Here is a 23,640-nt window from a genome sequence, read left to right as displayed (position 1 = left end):
CAGCAATAATTACACCCAAATTGGCTAGAACATCATTAGCGGAGAAGATATAGCTTGCCCGCATATGAACTCCGTCATTCTTCCGCTTGGATATTAAAAATAGGCAAGTTACATTCACTGTTAAAGCTAATACAGAAATCCAAATCATCGCATTGGCTTCGGGCTGTGCCCCTGTATAAATTTGATAGCTAGCTCGCCAAATTGCGCCGGCGGCTAAAAATAACTCAACGACGCCAGCTAATTTTGCGGCCTTCAATTTATTAGAAGCTGCTTTTCCAACTGCATATAGAGCTACCCCATAAACTGCTGCATCAGCGAACATATCTAAGGCGTCAGCAATTAATCCAGCGGATTGTGCCAACCAACCAGCAATGATTTCTATGAAAAACATAGCGCCATTAAGCGCTAACAACCAAATTAAGACTTGACGCTCTTTAGCTGTTTTTTCTTTATCTTGAGCTTGAGTGGGCACTGAATTGACGGACCTACTACTGTGAATGCTGGCGCCAAAATTTAATGACTCTAATTTAGCCAATACTTCGCTGGGATCCTCAGAGTGACAAATCACCAGTTTCCGATTGGGAATGTCAAAGCTCATTGAATGGGTGCTTAATGAGCTCAATGCCATACGAATCATTTGCTCTTCAGAGGGGCAATCCATTGCCGGCACAAAAAAGGTGGTTTCAGTAACAGTAAAGATCTGGTCAGAACTCATATTTTAATAATCCAGAGTAAATAATAAAAACCAGCCCGAAGAGTGGCTTTTATTTTTGAGAGGTCACCAGGACTTGAACCTGGGACCAAAGGATTCCGGTTGGTGTTGCTTTCACAACTCTCAGGACTATGGCAATACCTCCAACCCTCTAAGTGCTGTTTGTCGGTCCCATGCGAATTTCTGCGTTTTAAGCGTGACTTATTACGGCTGCGCTGTCGGTTTCAAAAAGAAATTAATTGCTAACGCAACCACTGGCGGCTCGATGTGGTGCGGGCCTCTGAATTCCAAGGAGGTTACGTCATAACCTGCGGCCTTAAGTTTGGCTATGTGAGGACGCGCACTCGTTTCAATTGGCAGCTGCTCATCCTCTAAACCGTGGGCGATGAAGATGCGGGGTGTACCATTTTGCTGAAGGACTGACATAAAGCCCGCTGAAAATACAATCACGTGGCTAACGACGTCGCCATTAGTCAGCCCTACTGACAGCGCATAGCTACCCCCGTCTGAAAACCCAGCAAATCCCAAGTGGAATGGATTGATAGAAAAACGTGATGCCACTTCGTGTAATGCTTTGTCCAGCCGCTCTAGGTCTGGTCCGTTTCCACCTACGACTATGTCCCAAGTCGGAAATTGAGACTGAGGCAACAGAAGCAAAAAGCCATGCTGATACGCATGGTCGATCACGAATGGCAGTACCTTGTCGGCGCTGCCACCGGCACCATGAAACATCACGAGCAGAGGAACTGGAACTCCAGGTTGCAGACCGTCCGGCACGATCAACACAGCATCACGCTCGCTAGCAATACCGAGGTTATGACGACCAGCGGGCAAGGCTTGCTTGTCAGGTGCAGCGCCGGGTCGAAAACTGAGCCGACCCAGCAGCGAATCTCCCAGGAAAGACGTGTCAAACGTTGCCATCTTAGACAGCCTTACCGATACTGCGGAAAGCCGCACACTGAGTAAAGACTTCCTCGCTGAGTAACAAATTCCTGCCCTTGCAAAACTTAAGCGTCAGCTTGAGTAACTCTTTGATATCGCGGCCGCTAGCATCTGCGTAGGTTGTTACTAGATACTCAACTAGGTCATCGGGCAGTTCGGTGTTGAACTGCTGCGCTAGTGATTTCCATAGTTGTTTCGCCTGCTCTTGTGTCGGCGTCTCAAACTGGATGATGGCGATGCAGCGCGACAAGACGGCGTCATCAATGTCGGCTACGCGGTTGGTGGTCATGAACAGCAAACCGTTGAAGTACTCGAGGGTACGCAAAAACTCAGCCACGATAGCGTTGTGCTGTAGATCGTTATCGCGGCGTCGAATGTAAACGTCGGCCTCGTCGAGTAACAGCACCGAATCCCAGCGCGCCGCGCGCCGCAGGATTTTCGAAAGGTTAGCTTCTACTGAACTTGCCGTCACGCCGAGTTGACCAGAATGTACGCGGTACAGTGGTTTCTTGACGACCTCGGCATAGACCTCTGCTGTCAGTGTCTTGCCAAGGCCAGGCGCGCCTTTACACAGAATGGTTGTACCACCCGACTTACCCTCGACGATGTCCTCCATTAGGAAGTTACGATCAGCAGTCAAGATATCAATCAGCTCGCGATGAGCATGCGGCAGAACCAGCTTGTCACGCAATTCCGGTTTGTAACGATACACCTCAACATTTTGCACATGTACCCATACGCTGCGGTGGTAATCCAAGTGGAAAAGGTGCAGATAGCAATGCTGGGGGATCCGTTCAAAACTCTCGCTGATACCGCTGCTGCGCCAGAAGGTTGCATCGGCAGTGGTGTCAAAGTGGCGTTCCAGCAACTCTTCGTCATTGACGCAGCGGGCGGTTGTGCCTGCCTGCAACCGCATGCATTCAAGTTGTGGACGAGGTCCTTCACTAGAGATCCAGACAGTACTAGAAATAGTAAACTGCGCGCCAAACTTCGGCTGCATCTGCATGAAACGCTTTAAGTGTGTCTCGTATTCGTTTTTGAATTCTGTACATTCTTTAAAGTAACCATAACCCGTCATCAATTCAGGAATCGTGCAATCCAGAATGTCTTCAGCATAAAAGGTGATGCTGTTGGTCATGCCAGTGCGCCTCAGCCGCGGATCAGTAACCGGCCCCCGTTCTGCAGCCTGCAAGGTATTGGCCAGAAGGCCGATGATGACGTAAGGTGCGCCATCGACAGGCTGCACATAGCGCATAGAGTGGACCAGCCAGGGTAGCAATACTCCATCCTTGCCAAGCTTATAAAGCCAACCATCGATCATGTCACGTGACAGCCAAGCAATCAGACCAGGGATCAGCATTTCCAAGCTGGGAATTTTTCGCGCAGCTGGCGCGGCGTGGATATTGTCCAGCGCCAACATTTGGAACATTAGCTCACGCTCGTTGGCCGTTCGGCACAGGCCGTAGAGTGTGTTGAGTGAGGTGGCATCGAAAAGGTGACTGGGCACCACACGTTTGCCTCGGGAAAAGCCGTACTCGCTCAGCCGCTTAGCAAGCAGTGAATCTTCATTGATCATTCCAAGTAGCGCATTGGCCAGGGTTTCTGGTATTTCGAATTCCATGCGTTCTTTTTACTCCTTTTACTCTTTCACCCTTTTACTCTTTTACTCTTTTACTCTTTTACCAAATCATAAAAAGCTAGGTCTAAAACATGCTTGACTGCAGTCAATGGGAATCAAAATAGGGTCGATTCCAGGCGCGGCGTGCGCCAGAAGATGACACCCCCACCCTACTCAGCATAAGAGGTCGTAGAAAAAGATATCAGGAACTCTATCTGTCGAAATGAAGCTTAACCATTACTTAAATTAACGCCTAAAGACAAAACCCCCACCATTGCTGATGAGGGTTTGCTTTTCTGGTGGGCCCACCAGGACTTGAACCTGGGACCAAAGGATTCCGGTTTGTATTGCTTTCACAACTCCCCGGACCATGCCTTCAACACATAAATCCGACTCATAGATTCGAACTTTGCACCGAAACACAATCGCACACTCAATCGCACAGTGACTTTTTGGCCCTACAAACTATTGATTTATATGGTGTTTTGAAGAGGCACGACTTCTTTTAATCCGTTGGTCGCGAGTTCGAATCTCGCCCGACCCACCAGTTATACAAAAGCCCCTTGAGAAATCTAGGGGCTTTTTTCTTTTGGGGTTAGTGAAATGTGGTGACTGTTGGTGACAATTGGTGATCTATTCGACCGTAATGGGTCAGGATTGGAGGCGCTGGGTGAGACTTAGCATCTCAAACGACTTGCAAGTGTCGTGTTTCCGGACGCTTGAGGATGTGACTTGTCGGGAAGACCGACAAAGTATGCCAAAAACCCTTATCGCTTAAATAAGGGTTTATGTAACTTTTTAATTTAATTTTAGCGCTCTACACCCATAAACCAATTTGGCAAACTGGTAACAATATCAGGGAACACTGTGATGAGAACAATGGCCAATACCATGCAACCGAAAAATGGTAAGGTCATGCGCGCGATACGGTTGCTATCAATTCCAGTCATATTCTGAAGAACGAATAAATTAAATCCAACTGGTGGAGTAATCTCTGCAATTTCAATCAACATAATGATGAAGATTCCAAACCAAACTAGATCAAAGCCAGCTTTTTCAATTAAAGGCAAGATCACTGCGCTAGTCAACATAATCATTGAGATACCATCTAAAGCTGTCCCTAAGATTAAGTAGACAACAACCAATACGGCAATCAAACCGTAAGGAGATAAATTAAGACTTTGAACATACTCAGCTAGTTCGCGTGGAATTCCAGTGAATGCCATGGTCTTCGTTAAAAATGCAGCACCAGCCAAAATAAACATGATCATGCAACTAACTCTAGTGGCGCCCACTAAGCCTTGCCAAAAATTTTGCCATGTCAAACTACGTCCAGCTGCAGCAATAGCTAGCGAGCCCACCACGCCCCAGGCAGCACATTCGGTCGCCGTCGCAATACCAGCTACTAAAACCCAGACAATGAAAACAATCAGTAAGCCGCACGGAATCAAGCTTCCTGAGCGATGAATTTTTTGCCAAAAAGTAGTGGGAAGCTCAGCCGGTGGAACCTTATCTGGATGACGTAAACTCCACCAAATGATGTAGCCGGAGAATAAGCCCATCAATAAAAATCCTGGTAAAAAACCAGCTAAAAATAATCGAATTACGCTAGTATCTGCAGCAACAGCATATACAACCATCGTAATTGATGGTGGAATCAAAATACCCAATCCACCAGCTGCTGAAAGAGAGCCTAAGGCGAGACTCTTGTCGTAGCCACGACGGTCTAATTCGGGCAAGGCTACCTTAGCAATCGTTGCGCAAGTTGCCGCTGAAGATCCAGATACGGAGCCAAAAATTCCACACCCCAAAATGGTGGTATGCATTAATCGCCCAGGAACTTTAGAGAGCCAAGGCGATAAGCCATCAAACATTTGTTCGGATAGTTTTGTTCTATAAAGAATCTCTCCCATCCAAATAAACAGGGGTAAGGCAGCCAACTCCCAACTGGATGCAGTTTCCCAAAATGAGGAGAACAAATTAAGACCTGGTTGCGTATTTGTAAAGTAAGCCTGACCAACCCAACCTACAATTGCAAGTGTCATCGCTATCCAAACACCGCCACCCAGCATGAGGAGCATGATAAATAAAAGCAACCCACCTATTTCGAGCAATCCCATTACAGCTCCTCAGAGAAATCGCCACGCGCATGCCGTTCTTCTACTCGAACGACATAACTAGGCTTTGCGCCGCGCACCACACATAAACATTCATCAACCACCGCTATCATTAAGATAATCGATCCAATGACGAAACTGCATTGTGGAATCCAAATCGGAATAGCCACCATGTTTCCTGCAATTTCATTAAATTCCCAGCTTTGATAAGTAAATAAGGCGGCCCAATAGCCTAGATAGCTAATTGCAATAAACGCAATTGCCAATGAAATAAATTCCATATATCGACGTACTGCTGGTGATACTGATTCGAGCAAAAGCGTTACCCTAACAAAATCACCATTGCGAAAGCTGTATGCCATACCAAAGAATGCGGCTGATGCACACAACCAAGCAACAACATCATTAATCCACGATACCCGCCAATCTAATTGACGACCGATCGATGCCCCAATCATTAGAATCAGGATAATAAATACTGCGCAGGCAGACAAAGCTCCACCCAACGCATAAAGACCATCCAAAAATCGTCGTATTGAGGAGCGGGCTTGTGGATTAACTGAATTTTCCATGATTAACGGCGATATGTGTCTAAAAGAGTTTTACCATCTGGCCCAGCTTTTTCAAGCCATTCCTTAAGCATAGTGTCGCCAACCTTTTTCATATCAGCTGTAAGCTGAGGTGATGGAGGCATGATTTGAATGCCGTTGGCTTTTAACTTATCTTTAGCCTCCTGGTTAATACGCTTACTTGCTGCCAAGCCACGAGCCTCTGCACTTGCAGCTGCTTTTAATAAAGCATCTTGTGAAGGCTTATCTAATGAATCAAAGGATTTTTTGTTAACGATAACTAGATTTTTAGGTAGCCATGCTTGCAAGTCATAGTAGTACTTTAGGTGCTCAAATAACTTACTATCAACACCTGTCGCACTAGAGGTCATAGTCGCCTCAACCACTCCAGTTGCCAAGGCCTGAGATAATTCAGCAGCCTGAACCGTTACAGGTTGTGCATTGACGAGATCTGCAATTCTTGCAGTTGCCGGGCTATAAGCTCTCCATTTGATCCCCTTGAGATCGCTGGCGCTAGTAATTGGCTTTTTACTAAAGAGGCCTTGTGGTGGCCATGGGGTGGAATAGAGATAAAGCATTCCTTGTTCCGCTAATTTTTTTTCAATTAGCGGCTTTTGAGCAGCTTGCAGTTTTGCTGACTCCTCATAACTATCAGCTAAAAATGGCAAGCCATCAGCACCGTAAATTTGCCATTCATTTTGATAATTCGCCTCAATAATTTCACCGGCTTGAGCTTGCCCACCTTGAACTGCACGTTTAATTTCAGTAGCTTTGAATAATGATGCATTGGCATGAACAGTAATTTTGAGCTTACCGCCAGTTGACTTATCAACATCATTAGCAAATTGAATCAAATTTTCAGAATGGAAATTGCTCGTTGGATAGGCAGAAGCCAAGTCCCACTTCACCTGAGCTTGCGCTTGGCTTGTGAAGATCGACATTGCCAGAATCAGACCACTTACAGCAAATAAAGAACGCTTCATGATGATTAACTCCTTGGGGGGGTGGAAAAACACTAATGTGATGAAATTTATCACCACAAAGATAAATTGGCATTAGTATATTCCCTAATTATCATTAAATTGTCAACAATTTATTTTTATAAACCCTATAATAACGGCCAAGAAGTACTTTTAGAGTCATATGAAGGGGGTTTAAAGAGATGAAAATGCAATCTATTGAATCAAATCAAGCTAAAAAAGTTACACCTAGCCAACCCATCGTTTCCTCAGCCCATTTAGTGTCACCCCATAGCGCTGAAATGAGTGAATTTGAATTTGGCCTGATTGTTGCTGGTAACGCATTTCATCGCTGGATTGTTCATTGCATGGCGGCAGCAGGACTTAAAGACTTAACCCCTTTAGACGTTTTGGTTCTGCATCATGTAACCCATCGAGCCAGGGATAAAAAGCTAGCCGATATCTGCTTCATCATGAATGTGGAAGATACACATTTAATTAACTACTCATTAAAAAAATTACAAAGCATCGGGGTTGTCTCTTCTTCCAAAAAGGGAAAAGAAGTAACTTATGCCAGCACGGAGCTAGGCAATGAACATGTTGAACGCTATCGCGCCGTACGCGAACATTGCCTTATCAAGGCGCTAAATGCCGATGAGGGATTGAACCGCGATATAGGCCAACTTGCCTCTTTACTACGAATGCTCTCTGGCGTCTACGATCAGGCAGCAAGAGCTGCGGCATCAATGTAAGCAATGAACAACTTGCAACAACCTCGCTTACTCGCATTAGGGGATGGCGCCTGGACCATAGAGTTTGGCTCAAGCATTGATCCTGTGATTCATTCAAGGGTATTGGGATTTTGTAATGCTCTTCAAAAAAGTACTGATATTGCAGAAAAGATACTGGAGTATCTGCCAAGCTTTCGATCAGTTAGTGTTTACTATGATCCGGCAAAAGTAGATGGAATTCTGCTTGGATCAGAATTATTAAATCTTGCCCAAAACTCAGGAAATCAAGTGTCAGAAGGTAGACAACTTTATATCCCTGTATGTTTTGAAGATGAATTTGGGCCTGATTTAAATGAAGTTGCGCAATTAAAAAATTTAGAGGTTGGTGAGGTAATTAATCTCATGACTTCATCTATCTTTTCAGTTTATATGATTGGTTTTTTGCCTGGCTTCCCTTACCTTGGCGGCTTACCTGATTCATTAAATATCCCTCGTTTGGCTAATCCACGGTTAACAGTACCCGCGGGATCTATTGCAATAGCTGCAGGTATGTGCGCAGTTTATCCCTGGGAGAGTCCGGGAGGATGGAGACTTTTAGGTCAAACACCTGTCCCACTATTTGACGTAAACCATAGCGATCACCCTGCGCTTATTGCTTCAGGAGATCAAATTCATTGGTGCTCTATCAATAAAGCTAGGTATGCTGAACTCAAGATTGAATGTCAAAAAACTAACTGGGATCGTGACAGCATATTAGAAATAAAGGACTGGTCGTGAGTGCAAGCTTTGAAATTACCAATCCTGGTATTGCTGTCAGCATTCAAGATTTTGGACGAATTGGATATCGAAGTATTGGCGTACCGCTCTCTGGCGCGCTAGATGCAAATCTTTTATCAGCAGCAAATGCCCTTGTTAATAACCCACTCGATTCCGCTGGATTTGAAATACGCTGGAGCGGACCGACAATAAAAGCAGTCAATAAACCGATAAGAATTGCTTTAGCAGGCGATATTGGCGCTTGGTTAACTGACCCACAAGGAATGCGAACACAGGTAGATGCATTTGAAAGTGTGCTAGTGCCGCCTGGTCAAAGCTTAGTTATAGATTCCGTCAAAAGTGGTGTTGCATATGCGGCTTTGTCCGGCGGAATACTTGTCCCAAAACAATTGAAGAGCCGCTCTAGCTACCCAAAGGCGAGGATTGGGGGGCATCATGGTCTAGTCTTAAGCTCTGGCGATATCTTGTCATGCCAAGAGGCTGCTGCAGAAATTCCCACAGAATTGAAAGCCACAAAAAAATGGATCAATGAGAGTGGGGATATTCGCGTGATATTGGGCCCCCAGGAGAATCACTTTTCCCCAGAATCAATAGATCAGTTTTTTTCTCAACCCTGGACTATCAGTCGCCAAACTGATCGCATGGGAATGCGTCTTGAAGGGACACCTATAGCCCACAATGAACTAGGAGCAGATATTGTCTCTGACGGCGTCATTCCAGGAGCGATTCAAGTGCCCGCCAATGGTCAGCCAATCATCTTATTAGCCGATTGCCAAACTAGTGGTGGGTATCCAAAAATTGCAACCGTAATTAGTGCCGATCTATCAAAACTAGCACACAAGAAGCCTGGCGATACCTTACGCTTTCAAAAGGTTGATCACCAGGAGGCAAAAGAAGCTCTGAATCAAAAAAATCAACTATTTGAAACATGGAAGCAAAGTATCCAAGCATTTTTACCGCCCGGCTCTATCGATGTTGACGCTTTATACAACTCGAATTTAGTTTCAGGGGTTCTTAGCGGCTCTGAAGAGTAAGGGGAAATAAATTGGAATCATCTTTATGAAAACAAAAATTAACATCAATGCGGATTTAGGCGAAAGCTTTGGTAACTGGAAGATGGGTAGTGACTCCGAGATGCTATCCCTGGTCAATAGTGCAAATTTAGCTTGTGGATTTCATGCTGGCGATCCTTTAGTGATTCTTCGTACCCTACGAGATGCACATAAATATTGCGTAGGAGTAGGCGCTCACCCATCTTTTCCCGATTTACAGGGGTTTGGCCGTCGCCCAATGCAGCTCTCAGAAGCTGAGCTCGAAGCCACATTGCTTTATCAGTTGAGCGCCCTCCAAGGTATGGCGCATACGCAGAATACGACACTTGAGCATGTTAAGCCTCATGGCGCATTGAACAACATGGCATGTTCAGACATTGAACTTGCCCGGCAAATTGTCAACACAATAAAAATCTTTAATGATCAATTGGTACTATTGGCCCCGGCATGCTCTGCCCTACTGATTGCAGGAGAGGAGGCGGGACTTCGTGTTGCTGCAGAAATTTTTGCTGATCGCGCATACCAAGACGATGCACAACTCGTGCCAAGAAGTGAAAAAAATGCCATGGTTCATGGGGCTGAAAATAGCTATCAACATGTAATCAAAATGCTAGAGGCTAAAGCAATTATTAGCACTAGCGGGAAAAAAATCCCTTGCAATATTCATAGTATCTGCGTTCATGGCGATAACGCTGATGCGGTAAAGACAGCGAGGTATTTACGCGAAAAACTGCAAGCGAATAATTACGAATTAGTCTCATTGAAAGAGATGTTTTGAGATGATAAAACTTGCTAAACATAAATCAGTAATTTCGAAAGCGCCCTGTAATGAGTAAACAAAATTTACAAACTGACTCAGCTTTATATAAAACAACCCATGCCTTACCATCTTATTTGCAGCCTGATAATTTAGGTCCGTGGGGAACTTTCTTAAATCAAGTTGATAGAGTGACGCCATATTTGGGAAACCTTTCCCGTTGGGTCGAAACCTTAAAGCGTCCAAAAAAGGCGTTGATTGTAGATGTGCCCATTCACCTAGATAATGGAACAGTAGCCCACTTTGAGGGGTATCGCGTACAGCACAATACCTCTCGCGGTCCCGGTAAAGGTGGTGTTCGGTTTCATCAAGAGGTGACATTGTCAGAAGTCATGGCTCTATCAGCTTGGATGTCAGTAAAAAATGCTGCCGTCAATTTACCTTTTGGAGGGGCTAAAGGGGGAATCCGAGTTGACCCCAAATTATTATCCCGTGGTGAACTTGAGCGAATAACTCGCCGCTACACTAGTGAAATTGGTTCAATTATTGGACCCACAAAAGATATTCCTGCTCCTGATGTCAATACAGATGCACAAATCATGGCATGGATGATGGATACGTATTCTATGAATGAAGGCAGCACCTCTACAGGTGTTGTTACAGGTAAGCCTATTGCCCTTGGCGGATCTCTAGGGAGGCGGGAAGCGACTGGTCGTGGTGTGTTTACAGTTGGGGTTGAAGCGGCTAATAAAATCGGTTTAACGATTTCAGGATCAAAATTAGCTGTTCAAGGATTTGGGAACGTAGGATCAATCGCAGCCCAGTTATTTGCAGAAGCTGGAGCCATCCTGGTGTCCGTTCAGGATCACACTGGCGCAATTTATAGCGGCTCAGGCATTGACGTTAGGCTACTTCAAGAATATGTTCACTCACAAGGCGGCGTAGCCGGCTTCCCAGGCGCCGAATCGATTAATTCATCTCTCTTTTGGCAAGTAGATTGCGATATCTTAATTCCTGCGGCCCTTGAAGGACAAATTACTGCAGAAAATGCGCCATTAATAAAAGCACGCATGGTGATAGAGGGCGCAAACGGACCAACAACGCCTCCTGCTGATGACATTCTTGCCGAACGGAAAATATTAGTCATCCCAGATGTTATTGCTAATGCAGGCGGCGTTACAGTAAGTTATTTTGAGTGGGTTCAGGACTTCTCTAGCTATTTCTGGAGTGAAAAAGAGATTAATGCTCGCCTAGTATCTATCATGAAAGAGGCCTTTGATAGTATCTGGGAAACATCTCAAAAGCACCAAGTCACCTTGCGCACAGCTACTTTTATTATTGGCTGCACTCGGATTCTTCGCGCAAGACAAGATCGTGGACTTTACCCTTGATTTAATAAATTGATAATGAACCTACCAAACCATCAATTAACTATGACGGTCTTGATGACGCCTGATAAGACCAATTTTTTTGGAAATGTTCACGGTGGTGATGTGCTTAAGCTGCTCGATCAAGTAGCTTATGCTTGCGCAAGTCGCTATGCCGGAAAACATGTTGTTACGCTTAGCGTAGATCAAGTTACTTTCAAACAACCAATTCACGTTGGTGAATTGCTAACATTCCTAGCTTCGGTCAATTACACTGGCACCTCATCTATTGAAGTTGGCATTAAGGTAATTGCTGAAAATATCCTCACGAAAGTTGTGCGGCATGTTAATAGTTGCTTTCTGACAATGGTAGCCATGGATGAAAATCGTAGACCCACTCAAGTGCCTAAATTTGAGCCTTTAACTTCAGATGAGATTCGTAGATATAAAAGTGCGGAATTGAGAAAAGAGATGCGTAAAGAGGAGCTGGAGGCTAGATTTCATTCAATCCGAAATCCCGATAATCAATAGATTTCCAAATGAAAGCATCGAGCAATAAGAAGATTCTCATAATAAATTGCTATCTAAGTGTCACGTTTCGCGACACTTGACTACCATGTTTGTCGGGAAAACCGACAAACACACATCACACCTAGCTATCCAGTATTCCTTAATCCTGCTGCAATACCGTTAATCGCAATATGAATACCCCTTTGCACACGCTCATCATGCTTGCCTGCACGGTAGCGTCGAACGAGTTCAACTTGCAAATGATGAAGTGGATCAATATAAGGGAAGCGATTTCTAATAGATCTAGCTAAAGCTGGATTCTTAGCCAAACGAACTTTCTCGCCAGTTACCAAATTCAGGGCATCAACTGTTTTGTTCCACTCAGTCTCGATCGCACCAAAGATCTTCTTGCGCAACTTCACATCAGGAACTAGCTCACTATATCTAGAGGCCAATGCTAGATCACTCTTGGCCAACGCCATATCCATGTTGGACAATAAAGTTCTAAAGAAAGGCCACTCTTTGTACATCTTTTGCAGTAGGCTCAAAGCAGCCTTTTTATCAGCGGCCTTGGGTTGATTCAAAAACGCCTGCACTGCAGAGCCAAAGCCATACCAACCTGGAAGCGTTAAGCGACACTGACCCCAACTAAAGCCCCATGGAATAGCTCGCAGATCTTCAATCTTTTGACTGGCTTTGCGACTAGCTGGACGCGAACCAATATTGAGCTTAGCAATCTCCCGGATAGGTGTGGCATCAAAGAAATACTCTGCAAATCCTGGGGTCTCATACACAAGACCACGATATGCGTCCATGCTCGATTGCGAGATTTGAGCAGCTGCATCTAAGAAAGCCTTGCTAGCTTGTTTAGTGGGCTTTAATAAAGTGGCTTCTAAAGTTGCGGCAACCAAGGTCTCAAGATTGCGCCTGCCAATCTCAGGATTGGCATACTTAGATCCAATCACCTCACCCTGCTCCGTTAAACGAATTTGCCCACGCACCGTTCCCGGAGGTTGCGCCAGGATCGCCTCATAGCTTGGACCACCTCCACGACCTACTGTACCGCCCCTGCCATGAAATAGTCGTAATTTCACTCCATGCTTACCTTCCAGAGACTCAAATACCTTAACTAAAGCGAGCTCGGCGCAATACAACTCCCAATTGCTGGTAACAATGCCTCCGTCCTTATTGGAGTCTGAGTACCCCAACATAATGTCTTGCTCGCCACCAGAGCGTTTGACTAAATCTAATATGCCAGGCAAGTCATAAAACTCTTGCATGATCTGCGCTGCATTGCGTAAATCATCAATTGTTTCAAACAAAGGCACAACGATGAGATCGGCAGTCGCTTTTTTACCCAGAGTCTCATGTATTAAGCCTACTTCTTTTTGAAGTAATAAGACTTCCAGCAAATCACTAACAGTTTCGGTATGGCTAATGATGTAATGGCGTATAGCCTCAGCACCAAATAACTCACGCATTCTCTTTGCCATTTCAAATATGGCGATTTCAGAAATGGAAAATTCTGAATACTTATGCCCAACTACTCGTAGCGGTCTAGGATCTTTTAATAAAGAGAGTAATAACTTACGCTTTTCGCCCTCTGACAAAGCAGAATAATTACATTCAATCGCGGCAAAATTCAGCAACTCCGATAGAACTTCTTCGTGCTTATCAGAGCTTTGACGTAAATCCACGGTAGCCAAATGAAATCCGAATACTTCTACCGCGCGAATTAAGCCACGGAGCCTGCGATTAACCAATGCCTTCGCGCCTTGTGAAACCAATGAAGCCTCAATTGTTTGCAAATCCGTTAGAAATTCTTGTGAAGATTTATAGGGATTTTGAGGTGCAATCGCATGCCGGGCGGCATCCTGCCCCGTAAGGCTCTTGAGTGCTGCGGCCAGGCGAGCATACATTCCCGTTAAAGCTCTGCGATAAGGTTCATCCTGACGATGCTCATTGGTATCGGGTGAGGCATTGGCCAAGTCCTGCATTTTTTTAGGGAACTTCAATAGCAATGCCGAGACTGATAACTCTTTACCTAAATAATGCACTTCAGTGAGGTAGTGGCGTAGTGCCAATTCGGCTTGACGGGTGATTGCATATTGCAAAGTATCTGCACTGACATTGGGATTGCCATCGCGATCCCCACCAATCCACTGCCCCATCTTGAGAAAACTCGCCACCGCTTCCGCACCCAAAGAGTCTTCTAACTGAGCATAGATTTTGGGGATTTCCGAGAGGAACGTCATCTCATAGTAAGTGAGCGCATTCTCAATCTCATCGGCAACAGTAAGCTTAGTAAATCGTAATAAACGTGTGTGCCAAAGCTGCAATACCCTAGCTTTAATTTGTTCTTCGTTTTGCTTAAGTTCTTTATTAAGCAAAGCATCCTTATTGGGAGCACTTGCTTTAGAAGACTCCTTAATTTGATCTCTTGCTACTAACAACTGGGCAATATCACGCTCGGATTCCAAGATGCTGGTTCTTTGTACTTCGGTTGGATGGGCGGTGAGTACCGGAGAGATCAGACTACCCTCAAGCATTTGAGAGATCGCTTTACTGGTAATGCCTGCGGCATGAAGCTTTTTCATAGCTACCGGAATACTACCGTCCTGATGACTGCCCATTCGCTCATAAGCAACTCTACGGCGGATGTAATGCCTATCTTCAGCCAAGTTAGCCAGGTGGCTGAAATAGGTAAAGGCCCTGAGCACTTTCATCGCAGCCTCACTGCTTAAACCTTTCAGTAATTTTGTTAATTCTTGATTGGCTTTTTGATTGGCATCACGGTGAAAGGCCACTGAGAGCTTTCGAACTTGCTCAACCAGGTTATAGACAGCATCGCCTTCATGCTCTCGGACAATATCACCCAAGATTTTTCCTAGTAGGCGGATGTCATCAGTTAATGGGACTTCCGTATTCTTTAATTCTGAAGCAGATCTCTTGAGAACTCTCACTCCACCCCACCCCTTCTACGAATAGCGCTTTGGAAACGCTCATGTTCTTCAGCGCTAGCCTTCATGCTCTTTTTCACATACTTAATATGCTCCCTAGAAACTTCCAATGCCTTTTCAGGAGATCTGTTTTTAATAGCGGACCATATATCCAAATGCTGCGCCTCTAAGTGCATCCTATCTTTAGGTCTAGCATTAAGATATTTTAGATTTCGGGTCACATGATTATTAATTAGCTTTAATAAAATTGCACTTAAATGGCCGATCAGGACATTGTGAGAGGCCTCGGCTACAGCCTGATGAAATTTCACATCCGCTCCCACCATTTCTATGAGCTCCCCATCAGCATAAGCCTTATTCACCGCGATATAAGCCTGCTCTAAATTATGCAAATCAGCATCAGTAGCTCGCGTTGCAGCAAGGTAGGCCGCCTGACCCTCAAGCATGTCGCGAAAATCCAAAATATCATCTTGGATATTGGGATGCTTAAATAACATCTCTTGCCAAGAATCAGTAAAAGACGAGTCAAGTTGGTCAGTAACAATCGTTCCCCCACCATGACGTGTATGCAATAAACCTTTGGTAACTAAAGTTTTAATTGCCTCTCTAATAGTAGGTCTTGAAACACCCATATCTACAGCAAGATCCCTTTCAGAAGGAAGCTGATCACCTGGTTTTAGCGAACCCTCCAATATTTGCACCTCAATGACCTTTACCACTTTGTCTGAAATGCGCTCTTTATTGCGAATTAATTGATTCATCTGGTATGACCACTTTACGTTTTTATTTCATATTTTGAAATGCTATCCATAATTTACTATTTAAACCCCTATATTAGGGAATATACCTAGAAATAATCTGTCACATTGTGTTCACAATGCATCCTGTTTTGGTATTACCAGTTTACCAATTATTAATGAGGATCCATTGTGCCAGTTATTACCAATATTGAAGACTTGCGGGTCCTCCACAAAAAACGCACCCCCAAGATGTTCTATGACTATGCAGACTCTGGATCATGGACCGAGTCCACATATCGTGCCAATGAGTCTGATTTTCAAAAAATTAAATTACGCCAACGTGTAGCAGTCAACATGACTAACCGCACAACCAAGACAACCATGGTTGGTCAAGAAGTTGCCATGCCGGTTGCGCTGGCACCCACCGGCCTTACTGGCATGCAACATGCCGATGGTGAAATTTTGGCAGCCAAGGCTGCTGAGAAATTTGGTGTGCCATTTTGTCTATCGACGATGAGTATCTGCTCAATTGAGGATGTAGCTGAACGCACTACTAAGCCGTTTTGGTTTCAGCTCTATGTCATGAAGGATCGTGGCTTTATTGAGCGCCTCATTGAACGCGCTAAGGCGGCAAAATGCTCAGCACTTGTCCTGACCCTCGATTTGCAAATCTTAGGGCAGCGCCATAAAGACTTAAAAAATGGTCTCTCAGCTCCACCTAAACTCACCATTGCCAATATGATCAATATGGCAACCAAGCCACGCTGGTGTATGGGAATGGCAATGACGCCACGCAGAACATTCCGCAACATTGTTGGTCACGCTACCGGTGTTGGCAACATGTCTTCACTCTCTTCTTGGACTGCAGAGCAGTTTGATCCAGGTCTTAACTGGGGTGACGTTGAATGGATTAAAAAACTCTGGGGCGGAAAGCTCATCATCAAAGGCATTCTTGATGAAGATGATGCACGCTTAGCTGCAAACTCCGGTGCAGATGCATTGATTGTCTCCAACCATGGCGGCCGTCAACTCGATGGCGCAATTTCTAGCATCAAGGCCTTGCCTGGAATTGTTGATGCCGTGGGTAAAGATATTGAAGTCTGGATGGATGGCGGCATTCGCTCTGGCCAAGACGTTCTGAAAGCTTGGGCCTTGGGTGCGCGGGGCACAATGATTGGTCGCCCATTCTTGTATGGCTTGGGGGCAATGGGTGAAGCTGGCGTAACGAAATGCCTAGAACTGATTCACAACGAACTGGACATCACCATGGCATTTACAGGTCATCGTGATATTCAGAATGTAACCAAAGATATTTTGTATCCAGGAGCTTTTTTGCCTTGAATACTAATTTATTCCTTGTTCATCCTTGGATTGTCTGTTTGCGTCGAGCAAGTTGCAAGGCGCTAACTTTATTTTTTTATTTTGTTATGGAGACTTTATGAACATTCGTCGTCACATTTTTGCAGTAGCAGCTTCTGCAATGCTTGCAACCGGTGCTTATGCTGCCGATATTAAACTTGGTGTTTCAGGACCTTTCACCGGCGGCTCCGCTTCTATGGGTGTGAGTATGCGTGATGGTGTGCGTCTTGCTGCAAAAGAGATTAATGCTGCTGGTGGTATCAACGGCAACAAAATCGTTTTGGTTGAGCGCGATGACGAAGCAAAAAATGAGCGTGGCGTACAAATTGCACAAGAGTTGATCAATAACGAAAAAGTAGTTGCTACTCTTGGTTACATCAATACTGGTGTTGCATTAGCATCCCAACGCTTCTATCAAGATGCGAAGATTCCAGTAATGAATAACGTTGCAACTGGTTCTATTCTCACTAAGCAATTCCCTAACGCACCAGAAAACTATATTTTCCGTAATGCTGCCCCTGACAATATCCAAGCACCATTGGTTGCTAAAGAAGCAGTTGAGAAGCGTGGCTTGAAAAAAGTAGCGATCTTGGCTGACTCCACCAACTATGGTCAGTTAGGTCGTGAGGACTTGGAAAAGGCCCTGAAGACTTATGGTGTAACACCAGTAGCGGTTGAGAAATTCAACATCGGTGACGTGGATATGACTTCACAATTACTCAAAGCAAAAAATGCTGGCGCAGAAGTGATCCTGACTTATGCAATCGGACCAGAATTAGCACAGATTGCAAACGGTATGGCGAAATTGGGTTGGAAAAAACCAATGATCGGTAGCTGGACATTGTCTATGGCTAGCTTCATTGATACAGCAGGTAAGAATGGTAACGGCGCGACTATGCCGCAAACCTATATTCAATCTCCTTCAACAACTCCTAAGCGTAAGGCTTTCCAAGAGGCTTACTTAAAAGAGTTCAAGCCAAAGAATAACAACATTGCATCTCCAGTTTCTGCTGCACAAGGATATGACTCTGTTTATCTCTTGGCAGCCGCTATCAAGCAAGCTAACAGTACAGAAGGACCAAAGATCTTGGCAGCATTGCAAGACCTGAAGGCTCCAGTTGATGGTGTGATCATGACTTACAACAAGCCATTCACAGCAACTGATCACGAAGCAATTAAAGCTAAAGACGTAGTGATGGGTGTTGTTGAGAACGGTCGCGTTGAGTTCTTGAATGCTGAGGATGCGAAGCCTAAGAAGAAGTAATCGACTCAAGGTCGCAGTGCAAATCCATTCTTTATTTTGCACTGCAGCAATTAAAAAACAGAGCGCCGCCCAAAATGCGGCGTTTATTAAGATATTTAAACCGTCAATAAAACAGTATTAAGAATATTTAGGCCAATAACATGGAAATGCTCGCACAAATCCTCTCCAGCGGTATCGCTGTGGGGATGATCTATGCTGTTATCGCATTTGGATTTCAGCTCACTTTTGCCACATCCGGCACTTTGAACTTCGGTCAAGGTGAAGCGCTGATGTTAGGCGCTCTAGTAGGTTTAACCTGCGTTGACACTTTCGGCATGAACTATTGGGTCATGATCCCGATAGTTTGTTTGTTCGGCATGGTCCAAGGCGGCTTTGTTGAACTCATTGGTGTTCGCCCTGCGATCAAAATTAAATCTGAGTTTGGCTGGATTATGTCCACCATCGCTCTTGGTATTATTTTCAAGAACGTTGCTGAAAATATTTGGGGCCGTGATGCGTTGCCATTCCCATCGCCTTTGCCAATGGAACCAATGAACTTTTTAGGCGCGAACATTCTGCCGATGGAAATTTTGGTAGTAGTTGGTGCTTTACTCATGATGTTGTTAGTAGAATTTTTTAACCGTAATACGATTTACGGAAAAGCGGTGGTGGCGACAGCAAATGACCGTGATGCAGCAGGCCTCATGGGCATCAATACCAGCATGGTGATTACATTCTCTTATGCTTTGTCATCCCTAACAGCAGCGTTTGCAGGTGTATTGATTGCACCATTGACATTGACTGGCGCAACCATGGGTGGCGCATTGGGTTTGAAAGCTTTCGCGGTCGCGATCATCGGTGGTTTGTCTAGCGGTATGGGCATTATTGTGGGCGGCTTGATTTTGGGAATTGTAGAAACAGCAACTGGTTTCTATTTCTCCACTGGCTACAAAGACGTACCAGGTTTGATTTTGTTATTGCTTGTATTGGCATACAAACCATCTGGTCTCTTCGGCAAATCTGCAATTAAGAAAGTTTAATGATGAAATTGAAGTCTCTATTACCGCTATTGATTGCGATTGCAGCACTCATTGTGTTGCCGTTGGTTATTCATAATCCGTATTACATTCACTTAGTTGAAACCATTCTGATCTACACCATTCTTTTGTATGGATTGGATATTGTGGTTGGTTATGTGGGTCAAGTTTCATTGGGTCACGCAGCACTCTTTGGAATTGGTTCATACACAGCGGGTGTGTTGTACTTCCACTTTGGTTGGACCATTTGGGGGACTCTGCCCGCATCTATCGTAGTGACTTCCATCTTCGGCGGTATCTTGGCATTGCCAGCATTAAAGGTCATCGGACCTTACTTGGCGATGGTGACATTGGCGTTTGGAACGATTGCTCAGATTCTGATTAACGAAATGACTTGGATGACTGAAGGCCCATTGGGCATCAAGATCCCTAAGCCTGATCTTATGGGCGTGCCAATGACTAAGGCAGAGTACTTCTGGATGGTTTGCATCATCTTGATTCTGTCATTGATCGTAGTAGATCGTTTTGTGAAATCTCAAATTGGCCGTGCCTTTGAGGCCTTACGTGATAGCCCAATTGCCTGCGACTGTATGGGTGTGTCTGTATACCGCTACAAGGTGATTGCATTTGTGATCAGTGCAGCATTCGCTGGTTTGGCAGGTTGTTTATACGCTTACTCAGAGCAATACATCTCACCAAACACCTATAACAACGAACTGGCCGTATTGTTCTTGCTCGGCATCATCATGGGAGGTCGTAAGTCTCGTCTAGGTGCATTGTTGGGTGCAGCCATCATAGTGTTGTTGCCTAAACTCCTCGACGACATTTTCTTGTTCCGCATTGTTGCTTCGATCATTGCAATCGTAGTGGTGGTGGGTGCAGGCATGGCGTTGTCAAAGAAAGTCACAACTCCACGTCGTGTTGCAGTTCCAATTGCTGGCGTAGTGGGTCTGGCGGCATTCTCATTCTGGTTGAACACTATTTCTGACTGGCGCCTGAGTATTTTCGGCTTCATGATTTTGCTAGTGGTCTACTACTTGCAAAATGGTATCGTCGGTTTTGCGAAGAGTTTCTACCAATCCATTATGGGTAATGCTAAAACCACTCGCGGTGGTGATGCTGAAGTGGTTGACGACTCCGTTAGCTTCATTAGTGCAATTGGCAATCAAAATGCAGGTGCTGAGCTTCTTAAAGTTGACTCCATCCTGATGCAGTTCGGTGGCTTGAAGGCTTTGAACAATGTTGATCTCAGCGTTAAACGCGGCACGATTCATGGTTTGATCGGACCAAACGGTTCTGGTAAGAGTACGATGATGAACGTGTTGACTGGCATCTACACGCCAACTGCTGGTAACGTGTTGTATGCTGGTAAGAGCGTAATTGGTAAGACTTCATCTGATATTGCTTTGTCAGGTATTGCTCGTACTTTCCAAAACGTACAACTTTTCGGTGAAATGACTGCGATCCAAAACATTTTGGTTGGCTTGCATCACACCTTCAAGTCGAACATGGTAGAAATTGCTTTGAACCTACCGCGTTACAAGAGAGAAGAAGCAGAAGCACATGCACGCGCAATGGCGCTCCTTAAGTTTGTAGGTTTAGATGACTTGGCTAACGAAGAGGCGCGTAACTTGCCATATGGTAAGCAACGTTTGCTCGAGATTGCTCGTGCCTTGGCATTAGACCCTGAGTTGCTCTTGTTGGATGAGCCAGCAGCAGGCTTGACTGCTCCAGACATCAAAGAACTCTTGCGCATAATTCGCAAGATTCGCGATAACGGCATTACCTTCATCCTGATTGAGCACCATATGGACGTGGTGATGTCAGTTTGCGATACCGTTTCTGTATTGGACTTCGGTCAGAAGATTGCAGAAGGTAAACCAGCTGAAGTTCAGGCTAACGAGAAGGTGATTCATGCCTACTTGGGTACTTAATCACTAGAACAATATTGAATCGGTAAATACCATGTTATCTATTAAGAATCTTGAAGCAGGCTACGGCAAAGTCAAAGTCCTCCACGGCATCAATATTGATGTTCCAAAAGGACAAGTCATTACTTTGATTGGCTCAAACGGCGCCGGCAAAACAACAACGATGCGTGCCATCACTGGCATGATCAAGCCAACAGCTGGTGAGGTTACTCTGGGTGGTGAAAAAATTGACGGTTACGACTCTCATAAAATCGCTCGCTTAGGTTTAGCCCACAGCCCTGAAGGTCGCCGTGTATTTACGACCATGTCAGTTACCGACAATTTATTGTTGGGCGCATTTCCACGCTTTACAGGTAGCCGTCCAAAAGGCGATATCAAGAATGACTTGGAAAAGTCTCTCGAAATGTTCCCTCGCTTGAAAGAGCGTCGCAATCAATTGGCTGGAACACTATCGGGTGGCGAGCAACAAATGTTGGCTATGGCCCGTGCGGTGATGCTCAACCCAGAGATTATTCTCTTGGATGAACCATCGATGGGTCTGGCTCCAATTTTGGTTGAGGAAGTATTTAAGATCATTTCTAACTTGAAGTCACAAGGCGTGACCATGTTGTTGGTCGAGCAGTTTGCTGCTGCAGCCCTGAATGTGGCTGATTACGGCTACGTCTTGGAGAATGGCAAGATTGCTACTCATGGACCTGCTGCTAAGCTCAAGGATGATCCTGCTGTGAAAGCTGCTTACTTGGGTGGCGCAGGCGGTCATTAATGGTTGGTTGTTTATATCCGCTACACCAGTTTCCTTATCCTTAGAGAGTATTTTATGTCCAACCAACAGCAACAAAATAGCAGTATGGCTGATGCCTATGTTTTGCCTTTTGAGCAACTTCGCATGACGGATGTTGAATCCGTCGGCGGTAAGAATGCTTCATTAGGGGAGATGATTTCTCAGTTAGCCTCTACTGGAGTTCGCGTTCCAACAGGTTTTGCTACCACCGCTTTGGCATTTTAAGCCCTAATCTAATGGGCGCTGCTAATAGCTCTGGCGGAGTAATGGGCAAAATGATTGATGCACAATCAATCGTAGTTGCTTCAACTGCTACCCGTTGGTATGGTCACGAAGGTGATATCTTGCGATATGTATTCTTTCACTCAATCGCACTCGCCTCCTTGGTAGGGGTATTTGTTACTCTTCAAGCCTACGTGTATCCATTTACCGCATTGGTCATCAAATAAGTTAATTTAAATAACCCAGGCAACTGGGTTATTTTCATATCAGAGTCATGAACACAGTCATTGATATCCTATACAGCTCATATGAAGAACAAACAGACGATCTAACTCAAGAGTTAAATCGTCTAGTGGTGAATATTGAAAATATTAGACGCACCCATAACGAAGCCATACAAAATGCCATTAATAATTTTCTTGGCAGCGCTCAAATAGAAGAATTAAATGCGTATTACAAGGAAATTGTTAAATTTCTCAGTAAAGATCTTTGTAGGCAACTAAGTAGCACTAAGGTTAGCCCCCTCATTAAAAGCCAAAAACTACTGATGTTTATTGCCATATGCCATGAATGTTTTATAGAAACATCTATGAACTACTTTTTAGGCTCCTCGGAAGCGGTACTGAGACCCATCTATAAATCCTACGCGGAACAAGTCAAAAAACTACGCGAAATACAATAAAAGCTAGATATTTTATTTAGCTTTCACAATCCCATATCCGATGCCAAATACCTAGACCTCCTCATTTGTCGGTTAACCCGACAACCAAGTGTCGCGTTTCTGGACGCTCCAACAAGACACCGTCCCTTAACTAGACACTCCTGTCGAAACCAATCCGCCATCAAAGCCAAGCCGATCCGACCCACATGACCATCCGCTGATATCACAGCGCTTTCAAGGCAGGTTTAGATTAATGTCTCGACTACTGTTTAAACGCAATTTGACGTCTTTTAATCCGTTGGTCGCGAGTTCGAATCTCGTCCGACCCACCAGTTATACAAAAGCCCCTTGAGAAATCTTGGGGCTTTTTCTTTTTAGTTGAATGGAATGCATTGAATCTGTTGTCAGCAATAGGGGATCTTGTGGACGTTTCGAGTGGGGGCAGATTCGCCTGGTAACCTCATAAAAAGACCCCAATACCCCATAACTCTACTTTAGCCGCAATATCCGAATTGCGCCACTTAACACCAAGAATCCAATAGCTAAACCAATAATCCAATCGGGAATCGGACTGTTAAGCCAAGCAACTAATACG

At 44.8% G+C, this 23,640-nt stretch carries 20 protein-coding genes and 2 pseudogenes; 14 read left to right on the top strand and 8 right to left on the bottom strand.

The annotated features are described in order from the left end of the window. From ICE93_RS11295 to ICE93_RS11270, 6 genes are all read right to left on the bottom strand, one after another. Positions 1-715: cation transporter (locus ICE93_RS11295; RefSeq protein ID WP_216188453.1), on the bottom strand; the 715-nt coding region annotated here is incomplete at its 3' end. A gap of 201 nt (positions 716-916) precedes the next feature. Continuing rightward, positions 917-1,633 carry an alpha/beta hydrolase gene (locus ICE93_RS11290; RefSeq protein WP_216188451.1) on the bottom strand — a complete coding sequence of 239 codons (717 nt, stop codon included), beginning with the start codon at positions 1,631-1,633 and terminating at the stop codon, positions 917-919. Position 1,634: 1 nt separating this feature from the next. Beyond that, the gene (locus tag ICE93_RS11285; protein ID WP_216188450.1) at positions 1,635-3,275 is read right to left on the bottom strand and encodes an AAA family ATPase; all 1,641 of its coding nucleotides are present in this window, start codon (positions 3,273-3,275) and stop codon (positions 1,635-1,637) included. Between the two features lie 806 nt (positions 3,276-4,081). After that, a complete protein-coding gene (locus ICE93_RS11280; protein ID WP_216188448.1) occupies positions 4,082-5,392 on the bottom strand; it encodes a TRAP transporter large permease in 1,311 nt (436 codons plus the stop codon). Continuing rightward, entirely contained in the window at positions 5,392-5,961 is a 570-nt protein-coding gene (locus ICE93_RS11275; protein WP_216188446.1) for a TRAP transporter small permease, read from the bottom strand. The genes ICE93_RS11280 and ICE93_RS11275 overlap by 1 nt, the downstream gene beginning before the upstream one ends. Before the next feature lie 2 nt (positions 5,962-5,963). Beyond that, positions 5,964-6,941 carry a TRAP transporter substrate-binding protein gene (locus ICE93_RS11270; RefSeq protein WP_216188444.1) on the bottom strand — a complete coding sequence of 326 codons (978 nt, stop codon included), beginning with the start codon at positions 6,939-6,941 and terminating at the stop codon, positions 5,964-5,966. A 179-nt stretch (positions 6,942-7,120) separates the two neighbouring features. Between ICE93_RS11270 and ICE93_RS11265 the strand changes: the two genes are divergently transcribed. From ICE93_RS11265 to ICE93_RS11240, 6 genes are read left to right on the top strand one after another with little or no spacing between them, the layout of a single operon-like run. Then, a complete protein-coding gene (locus tag ICE93_RS11265) occupies positions 7,121-7,669 on the top strand; it encodes a winged helix DNA-binding protein (RefSeq protein WP_255554752.1) in 549 nt (182 codons plus the stop codon). Between the two features lie 3 nt (positions 7,670-7,672). After that, entirely contained in the window at positions 7,673-8,425 is a 753-nt protein-coding gene (gene pxpB, locus ICE93_RS11260; protein ID WP_216188443.1) for a 5-oxoprolinase subunit PxpB, read from the top strand. Continuing rightward, on the top strand, positions 8,422-9,459 hold the full coding sequence (locus ICE93_RS11255) for a biotin-dependent carboxyltransferase family protein (protein ID WP_216188440.1): 1,038 nt from the start codon (positions 8,422-8,424) through the stop codon (positions 9,457-9,459). Before pxpB ends, ICE93_RS11255 begins: the two co-directional genes overlap by 4 nt. Positions 9,460-9,484: 25 nt before the next feature. Next, on the top strand, positions 9,485-10,255 hold the full coding sequence (locus tag ICE93_RS11250) for a LamB/YcsF family protein (RefSeq protein ID WP_216188439.1): 771 nt from the start codon (positions 9,485-9,487) through the stop codon (positions 10,253-10,255). Between the two features lie 50 nt (positions 10,256-10,305). Continuing rightward, on the top strand, positions 10,306-11,625 hold the full coding sequence (locus ICE93_RS11245) for a Glu/Leu/Phe/Val dehydrogenase (RefSeq protein ID WP_216188437.1): 1,320 nt from the start codon (positions 10,306-10,308) through the stop codon (positions 11,623-11,625). Between the two features lie 15 nt (positions 11,626-11,640). Further along, positions 11,641-12,132, top strand: a complete 492-nt coding sequence (locus tag ICE93_RS11240) for an acyl-CoA thioesterase (RefSeq protein ID WP_216188435.1) — start codon at positions 11,641-11,643, stop codon at positions 12,130-12,132. Between the two features lie 125 nt (positions 12,133-12,257). On the opposite strand, the gene ppc is transcribed toward ICE93_RS11240, so the two are convergent. Next, positions 12,258-15,074, bottom strand: a complete 2,817-nt coding sequence (gene ppc / locus ICE93_RS11235) for a phosphoenolpyruvate carboxylase (protein ID WP_216188433.1) — start codon at positions 15,072-15,074, stop codon at positions 12,258-12,260. After that, positions 15,071-15,832, bottom strand: coding sequence for a FadR/GntR family transcriptional regulator (locus ICE93_RS11230; RefSeq protein ID WP_216188431.1), 762 nt, complete (start codon positions 15,830-15,832; stop codon positions 15,071-15,073). Before ICE93_RS11230 ends, ppc begins: the two co-directional genes overlap by 4 nt. 168 nt (positions 15,833-16,000) lie before the next feature. Here ICE93_RS11230 and ICE93_RS11225 point away from each other — a divergent pair, with 168 nt between their 5' ends. The 8 genes and pseudogenes from ICE93_RS11225 (at position 16,001) to ICE93_RS11190 (ending at position 23,066) form a co-directional block, all read left to right on the top strand. After that, positions 16,001-17,152, top strand: coding sequence for an L-lactate dehydrogenase (locus ICE93_RS11225; protein WP_216188429.1), 1,152 nt, complete (start codon positions 16,001-16,003; stop codon positions 17,150-17,152). 97 nt (positions 17,153-17,249) lie between these two features. Continuing rightward, a complete protein-coding gene (locus tag ICE93_RS11220) occupies positions 17,250-18,434 on the top strand; it encodes an ABC transporter substrate-binding protein (RefSeq protein ID WP_216188427.1) in 1,185 nt (394 codons plus the stop codon). 140 nt (positions 18,435-18,574) lie between these two features. Then, positions 18,575-19,453: a branched-chain amino acid ABC transporter permease gene (locus ICE93_RS11215; protein ID WP_216188425.1), complete on the top strand. Its 879-nt coding sequence runs from the start codon at positions 18,575-18,577 to the stop codon at positions 19,451-19,453. 2 nt (positions 19,454-19,455) lie between these two features. Further along, complete coding sequence (locus ICE93_RS11210; protein ID WP_216188455.1) at positions 19,456-21,384, top strand: ATP-binding cassette domain-containing protein; 1,929 nt, start codon at positions 19,456-19,458, stop codon at positions 21,382-21,384. Between the two features lie 31 nt (positions 21,385-21,415). After that, entirely contained in the window at positions 21,416-22,144 is a 729-nt protein-coding gene (locus ICE93_RS11205; protein ID WP_215348454.1) for an ABC transporter ATP-binding protein, read from the top strand. Between the two features lie 84 nt (positions 22,145-22,228). Next, positions 22,229-22,384, top strand: a pseudogene (locus ICE93_RS11200) (PEP/pyruvate-binding domain-containing protein); the annotation flags it as partial. Continuing rightward, positions 22,384-22,611: pseudogene (locus tag ICE93_RS11195) on the top strand (L-lactate permease); the annotation flags it as partial. The pseudogenes ICE93_RS11200 and ICE93_RS11195, both read left to right, overlap by 1 nt. A gap of 47 nt (positions 22,612-22,658) precedes the next feature. After that, a complete protein-coding gene (locus tag ICE93_RS11190) occupies positions 22,659-23,066 on the top strand; it encodes a hypothetical protein (RefSeq protein ID WP_216188423.1) in 408 nt (135 codons plus the stop codon). The last annotated feature ends 574 nt before the right edge of the window (positions 23,067-23,640 follow it).

The organism is Polynucleobacter sp. MWH-HuK1 (assembly GCF_018881815.1).
In the GTDB taxonomy this organism is placed as follows: domain Bacteria; phylum Pseudomonadota; class Gammaproteobacteria; order Burkholderiales; family Burkholderiaceae; genus Polynucleobacter.
The sequence above is the reverse complement of the archived record's forward strand: the minus strand, read 5'-3'. Positions and strand labels throughout refer to the sequence as shown.